Raw genomic sequence first — 15000 nt, 5'->3', positions numbered from 1 at the left:
CCCGGTTTCGGGTCTACGTCCACGTACTACATCGCCCTATTCAGACTCGCTTTCGCTGCGGCTCCGGCTCTTCACCTTAACCTTGCACGGGAACGTAACTCGCCGGTTCATTCTACAAAAGGCACGCCATCACCCCTAAAACGGGCTCTGACTTTTTGTAAGCACACGGTTTCAGGTTCTATTTCACTCCCCTTCCGGGGTGCTTTTCACCTTTCCCTCACGGTACTGCTTCACTATCGGTCGCTAGGAAGTATTTAGCCTTGGCAGATGGTCCTGCCGGATTCATACGGGGTTTCACGTGCCCCGCACTACTCGGGATCCGTCTCGGAGGGAACCAACTTTCAATTACAGGGCTTTTACCTTCTTTGGCGGGCCTTTCCAGACCTCTTCGTTTAACCGGTTCCTTTGTAACTCCATATGAGACGTCCCACAACCCCAAAGAGCAAGCTCCTTGGTTTGGGCTTCTCCGCGTTCGCTCGCCGCTACTGACGGAATCACTATTGTTTTCTCTTCCTCAAGGTACTTAGATGTTTCAGTTCCCCTGGTATGCCTCTACTTGCCCTATGTATTCAGACAAGAGTAACTGGAAATTACCCCAGCTGGGTTTCCCCATTCGGACACCCCCGGATCAAAGCTTGCTTACAGCTCCCCGAGGCAGTTTCGTTGTTCGCCACGTCCTTCATCGGCTCCTAGCGCCTAGGCATCCTCCGTGTGCTCTTAGTAGCTTAACCATTCACTCGTGTTCGAGCTGTCGCTCCGCTTGGTTTGGACTACGTCCAAATCCAAAAGTCGCTCCATTTCGATCACTCGCTCCAGCAATCTACCGTTTTTATTGAAACTTGTTTACACAAGTTCAGCTAAAAAGGAATGTTCTAATTCGCATTTACTTTCGTTTCGATATCTAGTTTTCAAAGAACAAGCTCCATGCAAAAGCAAGCTGTTTGAGAGTTTGAGCTCTCAAAACTGAGCAACGAGTGAGTAGTTTGCAGCGAAGCTGCATATTTGAATGTTTCCGCTACGGGAAACGATTCTCCATAGAAAGGAGGTGATCCAGCCGCACCTTCCGATACGGCTACCTTGTTACGACTTCACCCCAATCATCTATCCCACCTTCGGCGGCTGGCTCCTTGCGGTTACCCCACCGACTTCGGGTGTTATAAACTCTCGTGGTGTGACGGGCGGTGTGTACAAGACCCGGGAACGTATTCACCGCGGCATGCTGATCCGCGATTACTAGCAATTCCGACTTCATGCAGGCGAGTTGCAGCCTGCAATCCGAACTGAGACCGGCTTTGTTGGGATTGGCTCCACCTCGCGGTTTCGCAGCCCGTTGTACCGGCCATTGTAGTACGTGTGTAGCCCAGGTCATAAGGGGCATGATGATTTGACGTCATCCCCACCTTCCTCCGGTTTGTCACCGGCAGTCTATCTAGAGTGCCCACCCGAAGTGCTGGCAACTAAATATAAGGGTTGCGCTCGTTGCGGGACTTAACCCAACATCTCACGACACGAGCTGACGACAACCATGCACCACCTGTCTTGAATGTCCCGAAGGAAAGGTACATCTCTGCACCGGTCATTCAGATGTCAAGACCTGGTAAGGTTCTTCGCGTTGCTTCGAATTAAACCACATACTCCACTGCTTGTGCGGGTCCCCGTCAATTCCTTTGAGTTTCAGTCTTGCGACCGTACTCCCCAGGCGGAATGCTTAATGTGTTAACTTCGGCACCAAGGGTATCGAAACCCCTAACACCTAGCATTCATCGTTTACGGCGTGGACTACCAGGGTATCTAATCCTGTTTGCTCCCCACGCTTTCGCGCCTCAGCGTCAGTTACAGCCCAGAGAGTCGCCTTCGCCACTGGTGTTCCTCCACATATCTACGCATTTCACCGCTACACGTGGAATTCCACTCTCCTCTTCTGCACTCAAGTCACCCAGTTTCCAGTGCGATCCGGGGTTGAGCCCCGGGATTAAACACCAGACTTAAATGACCGCCTGCGCGCGCTTTACGCCCAATAATTCCGGACAACGCTTGCCCCCTACGTATTACCGCGGCTGCTGGCACGTAGTTAGCCGGGGCTTTCTTCTCAGGTACCGTCACCTCAGGAGCAGTTACTCTCCTAAGCGTTCTTCCCTGGCAACAGAGCTTTACGATCCGAAAACCTTCATCACTCACGCGGCATTGCTCCGTCAGGCTTTCGCCCATTGCGGAAGATTCCCTACTGCTGCCTCCCGTAGGAGTCTGGGCCGTGTCTCAGTCCCAGTGTGGCCGATCACCCTCTCAGGTCGGCTACGCATCGTCGCCTTGGTGAGCCGTTACCTCACCAACTAGCTAATGCGCCGCAGGCCCATCCTCAAGTGACAGATTGCTCCGTCTTTCCAGTTCTCTTCAGGCGAAGAAAACAACTATTCGGTATTAGCTACCGTTTCCGGTAGTTGTCCCAAGCTTGAGGGCAGGTTGCCTACGTGTTACTCACCCGTCCGCCGCTAACCATCAGAGAAGCAAGCTTCTCTTCAAGTCCGCTCGACTTGCATGTATTAGGCATGCCGCCAGCGTTCGTCCTGAGCCAGGATCAAACTCTCCAATAAAGTATTGAAAAGAGCGATTAGCTCATTTTGAATCTGACGAGATTAAAAATCTCTTTTTTTCATCCTGCAAGCAGGATGATTACTCACTCGTTGTTCAGTTTTCAAAGATCAAACTTATTTTAGCGCCGACATTCGTTCTCGTCAGCAACTTTTATATCTTATCACATCCGAACCAACTTTGCAAGCTCTTTTTTTCAAGTTTCTTTCGAAGCTTATTTGATTCGCTTGCCGCACCGTGTTTCTCGTGTTTTCTTGGCCGGAATTAGAATATACCATGTACAGATCTGGAACGCAAGCTTTTTTTGAAGAAAAGTTTTTAGATGATAAATAACGTGCTACTTTATAGATTACTTCAATAGTACCAAACAAATCTGTACAAGAGGTTCTCAAGATCTATTCAGGCTTTATGAGTTCATTAATACCTATATCTTAGACTCCTAGCCTCACGATCTTCAATTGAAGATTATTTAAAAGGCCTACTGCTCTATTTAGGATAAATCTCTTCTCTAGAGTCTTTGAGATTCTTGGATTGATGCACTCAGTAGAATAGGATGCTATACGCCAATAAACTCAGTACATCGGCAAGTTTTAAATTTGCTGACATAAAAAAAGCCCCTTAAGGGACTTTTACTTATTGTTTAGAGTTTTGCTCATTCTATCAATACTATGAACTGATAATTTCCTGAATATAAAGCTGTCTTTGCTGCATCAGATTTATAATTGTACCTTCAACAGATACCATTGGGCGGGTAGGATGGTCACGATCCGAGAAAATAATCTCCCCAATCAGGTTATTGCTGAGTCTAACCCGTATGCCATTGTGGATCTGCGTGGAACGCTGAATAAATACATTTACAATCGTTGGATCTAGTTTTCCAAACGCCTCGCTCTGAATCTGTTCTAATACCAAATATGGAGATTGTGCTTTGCGGTAGATCTTCTCTAAAGTCATCGCGTGAAAAATATCAGCAATGGCTACAATCTTCGCGTAGATATGAATCTGTGTGCCGCTTAACTGCAAAGGATAACCTGATCCATCCACCTTTTCATGATGCTGCAGTGCCGCTAGTCTGGCTCCTTCGTTAATGGCCTTCGCTTGCTTCAACACCTGATAGCCATATTTCGTATGCTGGCGGATCTCCTCCTGCTCCAGCGTGGTTAATGCAGATGGTTTATGGAGTATCTGTGGATCTACCTTGTTGTTACCAATATCGTGGAATAAACCTGCAAACGCAACTTGCATCCAGTCCTTGGACGGCAGCTCCATCCACTGTGCTAGTTGATAGGATGTAATTGCGCTCAGAACTGCATGGTGGTAGACGTAGTCGTGCTCCTGCATGACTCTCGGACTAAAAGTGAGAACATTATATTGCTTAAGGTGAACCAACATCGCTTCAAGCTGTGTACGAAGTTCGTATACGGGCAATTCTGCAGCGAGTGAAGAGAGAAAGGCGTTCTTGGTCATTGCCACCATCTTCTCATACTCTTCATGAAGTGATGTGATGATAGGTGCTGAGACCGCACCAGCTACCTTCCCAGACCGTTCTCCATTCTTCTCCCCTCCAGCATTACCTGATGCGGTAGAGGCGCCTCTAGAGCCTGTATTTCCTGCACCTGCACGTTCCTGATCAATCTCAACCTGGTGAACCATAAAAGCTTTAAGCACTTCTATATCTTTAGGCAAAATAACTTTACCTTTTTGCAACAACACGTTACCACGAAAAGTATGTACATCATTCCCCAGTTTAAGCCCTGGTTTTACTTCAGATAGGGTGATTAATCCCATATTCATTCCCCTCACTCAATGTTCTTCTATAAAATAAGACCATAGTCCCAATTTTCCATGATATTTATCATTATATTACTCGCTAATCAGGCTGTACATCCTAGATTTTGTACATGAACTATAAATAAAAAGAGGGCTCCCTAAGGAACCCCCTACTATATCTACAACTAAATCTTCTTAAACCCTAATGAACTATACTTCTGAATCACCGTTGTCTGAATCCGTAACCTCGTTATCCGTTGACGGTTCAGCCACACCTTCAGTACCTTCAGCAGCTTCTCCTGCTTCCAATCCTTCTAGCAATTCATCCGGTTCGTCTTCATTCTTGTCAATCCGGCTAACCGTCGCTACAGCATCTTCATCACGAATATGAATAAGCTTCACACCTTGCGTGTATCGACCCATGGTGGATATGCCTTCCATACTCATTCGAATCAGTGTACCACTGGATGTAATAATCATCAGGTCTTCTTCGGTTTTCACCATTTTCAGGCTAACGACAGCACCGTTCTTCTCTGTAACGTTAATGGTCTTGATCCCTTTACCGCCACGAGTCTGCATACGATAATCGCTGACAGGAGTACGTTTACCGTATCCTTTGGCGGTAACGATCAGTACATCGAGATCCTGATCAACAACGTCCATGCCAATAACAACATCATCTGTATCCAGCGTGATCCCTTTTACCCCTGTTGCGCTACGTCCCATAGAACGAACATTGGCTTCGGAGAAACGGATGGACATCCCGTGAGCTGTACCCATAATGATCTCTTGCTGTCCATCGGTCAGCTTAACTTCAATCAGGGCATCATCTTCACGTAAGGAAATCCCGATGAGACCGCCTTTGCGAATGTTAGTGTAATCCTCAAGCGGTGTCTTCTTCACAACACCCTGACGGGTAGCGAAGAACAGATACTTATCACTTTCGAATTCCTGCACAGGAATAACCGCATTCACCGATTCTCCCTGTTCAATCTGAATCAGGTTAATGATTGGTGTTCCCCGCGCTGTACGCCCAAGCTCCGGAATTTCATAAGCTTTGAGACGATACACTTTACCTTTGTCGGTAAAGAACATGAGATAGTTGTGTGAGTTGGTCACAAATAGATGCTCGACAAAGTCGGTATCTTTAGTGTCCATACCTACAACTCCACGTCCCCCACGCTTCTGACTACGATACGTGGATACCGGCAACCGTTTCACGTAGCCTGTATGCGTAATTGTGATGATGACCTCTTCACGAGGAATCAGATCCTCATCCAAGATGCTTTCTTCACCAATTGTAATCTCAGTACGACGATCATCACCGAAGCGTTCACGAATTTCTTGCAGCTCTGTACTAATAATTTCAAGTACCAGATGCTCATTAGCTAGAATTTCGCGATATTCTGCAATTTTGATCATCAATTCGTTATATTCATTTTCAATACGTTCGCGTTCCAAACCAGTGAGGCGTTGCAAACGCATATCGAGGATGGCCTGAGCCTGGTCATGACTAAGCGAGAATCGCTCAATCAATCCTTCTCTAGCGGCATCCGTATTACTGGAGGAACGAATCAACGTAATAATTTCGTCAATATGATCCAAAGCGATACGTAGACCTTCCAGGATGTGAGCACGAGCTTCTGCTTTTCTCAGTTCAAACTGCGTACGTCTGCGAATGACCTCAATCTGATGCTGCAAGTAGTGGTACAACACTTCACGCAAATTCAGAATCTTAGGTTCTTTGTTCACAATCGCTAGCATGTTAATGCCGAATGTGGACTGCATCGACGTATGCTTGTACAAGTTGTTGAGCACTACACCCGGATTCACATCTCGGCGAAGCTCAATCACAATTCGCATACCATTACGGTCTGATTCATCACGAAGATCTGTGATGCCATCAATTTTTTTGTCACGTACCAGTTCAGCAATCTTCTCAACGAGTCTCGCCTTATTGACCTGGTAAGGAAGCTCCGTAACCACAATTCGTGCTTTATTATTGTTTTCTTCAATGTTCGTCTTGGCTCTCATAGTTACCGAGCCGCGTCCAGTCTGGTACGCTTGGCGAATTCCTGAACGACCCAGGATATAACCCGCTGTAGGGAAATCCGGTCCGTGAATGTAATCCATTAATTCCATAGACGTAATATCTGGATTTTTAATCATTGCCTGTACACCATCGATAACCTCGCTCAAGTTATGAGGAGGGATATTCGTGGCCATACCTACCGCAATTCCGCCTACACCGTTAACAAGTAAGTTAGGGAAACGAGCTGGTAATACAACAGGTTCTTGCTCTTCGCCGTCATAGTTCGGCTGGAAATCGATCGTATCTTTATTGATATCTCTGAGCATTTCCATAGCAATCTTGGACAACCGTGCCTCGGTATAACGCATCGCTGCTGCCATATCGCCATCTACCGATCCGAAGTTACCGTGACCATCGACATGCATATAACGCAAAGAGAAATCCTGAGCCATCCGTACCATCGTTTCGTATACCGCAGAGTCACCATGGGGGTGATACTTACCGATAACTTCCCCGACGATTCTGGCTGATTTTTTGTGAGGTTTATCGGGTGTCATACCTAGTTCCGACATTGCGTAAAGAATACGACGGTGAACCGGCTTCAAGCCATCACGTACATCAGGCAAAGCACGGCTAACAATGATGCTCATCGCGTAATCCATAAACGACTCACGCATCTCGACGCCAATATCCCGATCTTTAATCTGCGAATTCATTTCTTCCGCCATGCTGGACCTCCTTCTTGTCCTTCAACAAACGTTCCATTCAATCAATCAGTTTTCTTTGTATGTGAAAAGCCTAACAAGGCTAAAACCGCGCAAAAACGCTACTCTTTATTATATTACTTTCACAAAAGTTACACAATTAAACGTCTGCAGGGCAATAGCCTTTCTTTTAGGAACTTTTGGCGGTCTGGGGATTAGCCCTGCCCTCCTGCCCGTTTACACATACAATGCTAGAAAATGCGGCATATGTACTGTGTATACAAGGCTGATGCCGTTCCCAATCTACGGTCAAACTACAAATTATGCAGCAAACCACACAAAACGCCATATTTCTCTATTATACCACTGAAATCATCTCTTGTCCTTTGAATTCTCTGTGCTGCTACTCTCTGAAGAACTATAAGTAAACACGAAAGGACTGATGTCTCTTGAGTATCCAGCGTGTCTCCAGTAAATGGACCAAAACGGTTGTGCTGCAACGCAGCCGTGGTGTGAGCAGGTATCTCCCTGTCACGCGTCGATACAATCGTCAAACTCTAGAACGGATGACTGAGCTGTACGAATTAAATTACATTAAGCCGGATCGAGGAACATATGGCAATGGCGTTATGAGGGTCAAAACGATACACATCATGCGAACTGCGCCTCCTTCTGTTCTAGATGACAGCATTGAAGAAGCCAATACCAATCCATCTGGCTCTATTACGGATAACGAATCTTCAGCAACTGACCATAATGTGCAGCCTGCTTCAATCCAAACCACTTCGTATGAACTGCAATATGGCACACAGCAGCACATATTCGACACCCTTGATGAACTTGAGCTTGCCCTTAACGAAAAAATTAAGGAGCACGAATATATCATCCAACAGGGTATTTCCCTGTTAAAACATGAAGGTCTACCTTTCGATTTACGGGTACTCACCCAAAAGAATCTCAAGGGATCTTGGGAAACCACCGGTATTCTAGGTAGAGTTGCCGCTCCTGGCAAAATCATTACCAACATCCATGGTGGTGGACGCTTGGCCACTTTTGAAGAATTGGTTCAGCCCCACCTTTCGAGAACAAGTTTTCACGAACTCCGAAATGAATTGTACCGACTTGGAATCCATATTGCTGTCCAATTACAACAGTCGTTCCCGAGACTCAAGGAGATTGGCATCGATATCGCGCTGGATGAATCAGGGCGGCCATGGATACTAGAAGTGAACACTTTACCCGGTATCTATGCCTTTGGGCTATTGCCCGATAAAGAGGCTTACCGCAAAATCAAGCGTTATGCTATAGCGTATGGAAGGTTGCCTTCCAAGAAAGGCAAGAGAACACGTAAAATAACTAAAACACCCACAGCCTCTTCCAAAAAACGCACACGTTAAAGAACGCGACCTCTAACCGTATAGAGATGACCAAAATAAAAAAAGGCGCCACGCAGGCGCCTATCTTCACACTCATCAAATATCGAGATTTTTTACATACTTCGCATTTTCCTGGATGAAATCACGACGTGGTTCGACGTTATCGCCCATCAACGTATCAAACATTGCATCAGCTAACATCGCATCGCTAATCGATACTTGTAGCATCGTGCGACTTTCAGGATCCATCGTTGTTTCCCACAACTGACCGGCATTCATCTCGCCAAGACCTTTATAACGTTGGACATTAAACTTCACATTTTCACCAAGACTTGCGATAATTTCATCGCGTTCTTTCTCGGAGCCTGCATAGCGGATGACCTTGTTACGCTCAATCTTGAACAATGGCGGCTGTGCAATATACACATATCCAGCCTCAATAATTTTACGCATATAACGATACAGGAATGTCAGAAGCAGTGTGCGGATATGCGCACCATCGACATCGGCATCGGTCATCAGAATAATTTTGTGGTAACGCGCTTTGGAAATATCAAAATCGTCACCGATTCCTGTTCCCATTGCGGTAATAATCGCTCTGATCTCTGCATTACCCAAGATGCGATCCAGACGTGCCTTTTCCACGTTCAAAATTTTACCACGGAGCGGCAAAATAGCTTGGAAATGACGATCACGACCTTGTTTGGCAGAACCACCAGCGGAATCTCCTTCGACGATGTAAAGTTCGCTAATGGAAGCATCCTTGGAAGAACAGTCTGCTAGTTTACCAGGCAGAGAGCTAACCTCAAGTGCACCTTTACGTCTTGTCAATTCACGCGCTTTACGAGCGGCTTCACGAGCACGGGCAGCTTGCAAACCTTTTTCCAAGATTCGACGGGAAACTGAAGGATTCTCCTCCAGGAACTCCTGCAGCTTCTCAGCAAAAAGGGATTCCACAATACCACGTACTTCACTATTTCCGAGCTTGGTCTTCGTTTGTCCTTCGAATTGTGGCTCCGGAATTTTGACAGAAATAATCGCTGTCAGACCTTCACGCACGTCATCGCCTGACAGGTTGCCTGTACTATCCTTAATCACACCGGCTTTGCGTGCATAGTCATTGATGATCCGTGTCAATGCACTCTTGAAGCCAGATTCATGTGTACCACCTTCATGGGTGTTGATGTTGTTCGCAAAAGAATAAATATTCTCCGTGAAGTTGTCGTTATATTGCAGCGCAACCTCCACTTGAATATTGTCTCTTGATCCTTCTACGTAAATCGGATTCTCGTGAAGAACCTCACGCTTCTGATTCAGGAAGGAGACATACTCAATAATTCCGCCTTCGTACAAGAATGAATTTGTCGCCCCAGTACGTTCATCCGTAAGAGTCAGGCCAATCCCTTTGTTCAGGAATGCCAGCTCACGAATACGAGTAAGTAACGTCTCATAGTCATAAACTGTCGTTTCCGTGAATATTTCTGGATCTGGATGGAATGTGACTGTTGTTCCCGTTTCTTCGGCTGTACCGATTGTTTTCAAGTCATATTGAGGAGCACCACGACGGTATTCCTGCTGATACATATGTCCATCACGCTTAACGGTCACGACTACTTTTTCCGAGAGGGCGTTCACGACGGATACACCCACACCATGCAAACCACCGGATACTTTGTACCCGCCGCCGCCAAATTTACCACCCGCATGCAAGACGGTCATTACAACCTCAAGCGCAGGGCGTTTCATTTTGGCATGTTCACCGACAGGAATACCACGTCCGTTATCGACTACAGTGACACTGTTATCTTCGTGGATCGTAACCTCGATATGGTCACAGTAACCCGCAAGTGCTTCGTCGATACTGTTGTCCACTACTTCCCAGACCAGATGATGCAGACCTTTGGCACTGGTAGAACCGATATACATACCCGGACGCTTCCGTACGGCTTCCAGTCCTTCAAGGACCTGAATTTCATTCGCATCATAGGACGGTTGATTCATAGACATGCCTTTCACCTACTTCTATAGATTCAATATCGTAAATATGCGTTAACTAAGAATACTTGCTGAAATAGAGTTCGTCCCTTCGTCTCAAGCAAGATGTCCAAAAGACAAGCAGCAGAAGGCATAAGCATTAACATAGCAGCCGTACTATAGATCAGGAAAAATGTGAGCTCGCTTCTTAAGCGTGGCTGAGGAAATAGGTGAGTAATACACAATATTTTTGGTCACAACAATAGACTTGGCTTCCTCTTCGCCAATATGTTCTACTGTTTTTTCCTGTTCAGCATACGTGACATACTGCTTGGAGATTTTTGAGGATTTCTCAATCGATATATCAAAAATAGCGACCAGTTCGGAAGAACGGATAATCTTCTCTCCGCCCAGATGAATGTACATAGACCCTCACTCCTTAGCGTTCAACCTGTCCGGCATGAACGTGATAAATACTGGCCTCTTTGAGCTTATCAACGTTTAGGCTCTCGATTCCGGTAGCTGTAATAAAGGTTTGCACCTTGCTCTGGAACGTCTCGATCAGTTGTGTCTGGCGAAATGGATCTAGCTCAGACAACACATCGTCAAGCAGCAGAACTGGATATTCTCCGATTTCTTCGTGTATCAGTTCAATCTCTGCGAGTTTAAGAGACAACGCGGTTGTGCGTTGTTGCCCTTGCGAGCCATATGTTTGTACTTCCCGGTCGTTAATGAAAAAGGACAGGTCATCCCGATGTGGCCCACTTAGCGTTGTGCCTCGGCGAATCTCCTGCTCTTTCATTTGTGATAATTTTATCATAAATTGGTCCATTAAAACAGCTTCATCTTCCTCAGCCGCTTCGCTGAAGGAAGGAAGATAGGCTAACCGCAGCACTTCTCCGCCCCCAGTAATGCCCTGGTGAATGGTTTCAGCCCATTTTTGGAGTTTCTTTATGAATTGTTTCCTTTTTTTGACGATTTTAACACCATGCTCAGCCAGTTGCTCGTTCCAGACTTCAAGCATCGTCTGGGCTGAGGCATTCTGTCCCCAGAGTTGTTTGAGTAAATTGTTCCGCTGGACAAGTACTTTCTGGTACTGCTGAAGGTGGTAAAGGTAGCCTGGAGCCACCTGCCCGATCTCCATATCAAGAAACCGGCGGCGAACCCCCGGTGTGCCTTTGACGATCTCCAGATCCTCGGGGGCAAACATAACGACGTTTAGCGCCCCGACAAAATCACTCAACTTACGCTGCTCTAGTCCGTTAATTTTTGCTTTTTTGCCTTGTTGCGACAAAGCCAACTCCAGTTGAACGGATCCGTACTTTTTGTCGACCTCTGCAACCAGTCGCGCACGTTCCTCGCCGAAACGGATCAGCTCCTTATCGCGGGATGTACGATGACTCTTCGTAAGTGCGAGTACAAAAATAGCTTCTGCAAGATTGGTCTTACCCTGAGCATTCTGACCGATCAGCAAGTTCACTGGGCCAAAAGAGTCCAGCTTCATATGCTCATAATTTCGGAATTGCTGCAGCTCAATGCTGTTGACAAACACAAGGTACCCTCCCTTTTCTTCCGTCCGTCAGGAGGCAGCAGAATTGAACTGGATTATTCTGCGGCAACTTCGAATGCGCCTTCTCCGTCCACTTCAACGATATCCCCAGGGTATAACTTACGTCCCCGGCGTTCTTCAGGCTCTTTATTCACACGTACAAGTCCTTCTTGAAGCAAAGCTTTGGCCATGCCTCCAGTTGGAATGCAATCTGCCAGCTTCAAAAACTGGTCAAGCTTAATATATTCCGTACGAATGGTTACTCGGTTCAATTGGAATTCTCCTCTCATTTTCGTTAGTTGGTAGTCCGGTAAGGCAATATGACGTAAAGGCTGTGACTGTCATCCAGTGGTTTCAAGATGATTGGGCTCATGACACCTGTAAAAGCGATCATCAGTTGTTCACTTTCCACGACTTTCAGTACGTCCAGCATGTATTTGGAGTTAAACGAGATTTTCAATGGATCGCCACTGAAATCTGCCGGTTCGATCTCTTCTCTTACTTTTCCCAGCTCAGAGGAGCTTGAAGAAATTTCGATTGTTCCAGAATCCATTGTTTGCATACGCACAATATTTGTTTTTTCTTCACGTGACAGCAAATAAGCACGATCAATTGATTCGCTTAATTTTTTGGTATCCAAAACAAGTTCTGTTTTGTATGACGTTGGAATAATTCTAGAAGTATCCGGATATGTGCCATCCAAAATACGGGAGTAGAACAATACGCGGTCAATTTTGAACAAAACTTGATTGTCAGCTACAACGATATCAACAAGCGTATTTTGGTCAGGTACGATTTTGCTAAGTTCGTTTAGCGTTTTACCTGAAATGACGACATTGTTAAAACGAATACCCTCTGCATTATCCAGCATAGCTGAACGAGTAGCAAGACGGTGACGGTCTGTTGCCACAAATTTCAACTCATTATCAACCAAACTCCACAGCACACCTGTCAAGATTGGAGTCGTCTCATGTGTGGAAATGGAAAATACGGTTTGCTTGATCATATTTTTGAGTAGATCCCCAGGGATGGAGACGGTTTGGTTCTCTTCGATGCTCGGCAGAACAGGGAATTCTTCTGGATCAAGACCTACGAGCTGAATCTCGGTAGCCCCTGCTGAGATAAAAGTGTTGAAGTTATCTTTGACCTCCATGTGTACTTCTTGGGAAGGCAATTTCTTGATAATTTCGACAAAGAATTTGGCTGGCAATACGACGCTGCCGGGTTGATCAACCTGAACAACACTTTTATCGCCATCTTCCAGAGGGATAAAAGATTGGATGGAGATGTCCGTGTCGCTTGCTGTCAACGTTACACCCTGATGATTCACATCGAATTTGATACCGCTCAAGATGGGGATTGTTGTTCGACTGGAGATTGCTTTGGATACATGCTGAATGGACTCGTTTAAATAGCTTTTCATTATGCTGATTTTCATGATTTCACTCCTAGCGAATTTTTTGAGATGTTGAGGTGTTGATTTGTGTTTTTCAAAAGCCGAAGGCGATGGTTCGAAAAAGCGTATTTGTAGATGATATCTTTAAGATCTTTTTAGTAATAATAGTAATAGGGGCACTGAATATGTGGATAAGTGGGGTTAAACCCATAAAATTAAGCCTATCCACATGTGTACACGTTGTGCATAGGCTTGGGACTTGTTCAGGTTGGATTCTTTATTTTTTCGGTTAAGTTGTTGATAACTTTATAGAGCTCCTGATCGTTTTTAATCGATTGGGAGATTTTTTCGTGCGCATGAATGACTGTGGTGTGATCTCGTCCTCCGAATGCTTCCCCGATCTTGGGCAGAGAAAAATCAGTCAATTCACGTGAAAGATACATGGCAATCTGTCTTGGAAAAGCAACGGCTTTTGTACGCTTCCGTGCTTTGAAATCTTCTAGCTTAAGGCTGTAATACTCGCCGACCTTTTGTTGGATGTCTTGAATAGTGATCATTTTTGGACGGCTGGAAGGAATAATATCTTTCAGTGCTTCAGCAGCCAGATGAGATGATACATCTTGATTCGTTAATGATGAATAGGCCACAACCCGAATCAGAGCACCTTCGAGCTCACGAATGTTGGTGTCAATCTGATTGGCAATGTACATCATCGCTTCATTTGGAATATCAAGATTCTCTGCACGCGCCTTTTTACGCAAAATGGCAATCCGCGTCTCCAGATCTGGAGGCTGAATATCTGTAATTAACCCCCACTCAAAGCGGGAGCGAAGCCGTTCTTCCAGCGTTGGAATTTCCTTAGGTGGTCTATCGCTTGAGATAATAATCTGTTTCCGTTCCTCATGCAGCGCATTAAACGTATGGAAAAATTCCTCTTGTGTAGATTCTTTTCCCGCTAGGAACTGAATATCATCAATAAGCAGAATATCGACGTTACGATATTTGTTACGGAAGCTCTCCCCACGGTTATCACGGATGGAGTTGATGAACTCGTTCGTGAATTTCTCAGACGACAAATAAACAACCTTGCTACTTGGGTCATGCTCGAGAACATAGTGTCCAATCGCATGCATCAAGTGGGTTTTGCCAAGTCCTACTCCTCCATATAGGAAAAGAGGGTTATATGCTTTTGCGGGCGCTTCAGCGACCGCAAGCGATGCGGCATGGGCAAAACGGTTGCCAGGGCCGATGACAAAAGTATCGAATGTATATTTTGGATTCAGCATGCTCAGTACCGCTTCTTCCTGCACAACCTTAGGGGTAGGTGCTGGCAGTTGCGGATCCGGTTCAGCAGGCTTGTTCTCCTCAATGACAAATTTCACATCGACTTGCTTGCCGAGTAGCTCATATACCGTCGAACCTACCAATTTGGTATAACGACTCTCCAGCCATTCGACGGCAAACGTTGTCGGTGCGGAAATGACGATGGAACGGTCATTAAGCTTCGTCGCTTTGGTTGCTTTGAACCAGGTATCGAAGCTTGGTTTGCTGAGTTTGTTTTGTATGATTGATAAAATTTGCTGCCATAAATCAGAAGTATGGCTGTCCAC

9 protein-coding genes and 2 rRNA genes (1 of these 11 only partly in view) are annotated in these 15000 nt (G+C 45.7%); 1 reads left to right on the top strand and 10 read right to left on the bottom strand.

Annotated elements, in window-relative coordinates; translation table 11 throughout:
- The 4 genes from DMB88_RS00055 to gyrA form a co-directional block, all read right to left on the bottom strand.
- A 23S ribosomal RNA gene (locus DMB88_RS00055) occupies nucleotides 1-731 on the bottom strand (it extends 2193 nt beyond the left edge of the window).
- A 307-nt stretch (nucleotides 732-1038) separates the two neighbouring features.
- Nucleotides 1039-2591: ribosomal RNA gene (locus tag DMB88_RS00050) — 16S ribosomal RNA — on the bottom strand.
- Together the 16S and 23S rRNA genes form the textbook arrangement of a ribosomal RNA operon.
- Nucleotides 2592-3255: 664 nt before the next feature.
- Nucleotides 3256-4377 carry an HD-GYP domain-containing protein gene (locus DMB88_RS00045; RefSeq protein WP_128099745.1) on the bottom strand — a complete coding sequence of 374 codons (1122 nt, stop codon included), beginning with the start codon at nucleotides 4375-4377 and terminating at the stop codon, nucleotides 3256-3258.
- 192 nt (nucleotides 4378-4569) lie between these two features.
- Nucleotides 4570-7119 (bottom strand): DNA gyrase subunit A, encoded by a 2550-nt coding sequence (gyrA, locus tag DMB88_RS00040; protein WP_128099744.1) that lies wholly within the window; start codon nucleotides 7117-7119, stop codon nucleotides 4570-4572.
- Nucleotides 7120-7544: 425 nt separating this feature from the next.
- Between gyrA and DMB88_RS00035 the strand changes: the two genes are divergently transcribed.
- The gene (locus DMB88_RS00035) at nucleotides 7545-8492 is read left to right on the top strand and encodes a YheC/YheD family protein (RefSeq protein ID WP_128099743.1); all 948 of its coding nucleotides are present in this window, start codon (nucleotides 7545-7547) and stop codon (nucleotides 8490-8492) included.
- 75 nt (nucleotides 8493-8567) lie between these two features.
- Here the strand turns inward: DMB88_RS00035 and gyrB are convergent, their stop codons facing one another.
- The 6 genes from gyrB to dnaA form a co-directional block, all read right to left on the bottom strand.
- A complete protein-coding gene (gyrB, locus tag DMB88_RS00030; RefSeq protein ID WP_128099742.1) occupies nucleotides 8568-10478 on the bottom strand; it encodes a DNA topoisomerase (ATP-hydrolyzing) subunit B in 1911 nt (636 codons plus the stop codon).
- 144 nt (nucleotides 10479-10622) lie between these two features.
- A complete protein-coding gene (remB, locus tag DMB88_RS00025) occupies nucleotides 10623-10871 on the bottom strand; it encodes an extracellular matrix regulator RemB (RefSeq protein WP_056697587.1) in 249 nt (82 codons plus the stop codon).
- A 13-nt stretch (nucleotides 10872-10884) separates the two neighbouring features.
- A complete protein-coding gene (recF, locus tag DMB88_RS00020; RefSeq protein ID WP_128099741.1) occupies nucleotides 10885-11997 on the bottom strand; it encodes a DNA replication/repair protein RecF in 1113 nt (370 codons plus the stop codon).
- Between the two features lie 53 nt (nucleotides 11998-12050).
- Nucleotides 12051-12266, bottom strand: a complete 216-nt coding sequence (gene yaaA / locus DMB88_RS00015) for a S4 domain-containing protein YaaA (RefSeq protein ID WP_056697580.1) — start codon at nucleotides 12264-12266, stop codon at nucleotides 12051-12053.
- A 23-nt stretch (nucleotides 12267-12289) separates the two neighbouring features.
- Nucleotides 12290-13432, bottom strand: coding sequence for a DNA polymerase III subunit beta (gene dnaN, locus DMB88_RS00010; protein WP_128099740.1), 1143 nt, complete (start codon nucleotides 13430-13432; stop codon nucleotides 12290-12292).
- A gap of 221 nt (nucleotides 13433-13653) precedes the next feature.
- On the bottom strand, nucleotides 13654-15000 hold the full coding sequence (dnaA, locus tag DMB88_RS00005; RefSeq protein ID WP_128099739.1) for a chromosomal replication initiator protein DnaA: 1347 nt from the start codon (nucleotides 14998-15000) through the stop codon (nucleotides 13654-13656).

The sequence above is a fragment of the Paenibacillus sp. DCT19 genome (assembly GCF_003268635.1).
In the GTDB taxonomy this organism is placed as follows: Bacteria; Bacillota; Bacilli; order Paenibacillales; family Paenibacillaceae; genus Paenibacillus.
The sequence above is the reverse complement of the archived record's forward strand: the minus strand, read 5'-3'. Positions and strand labels throughout refer to the sequence as shown.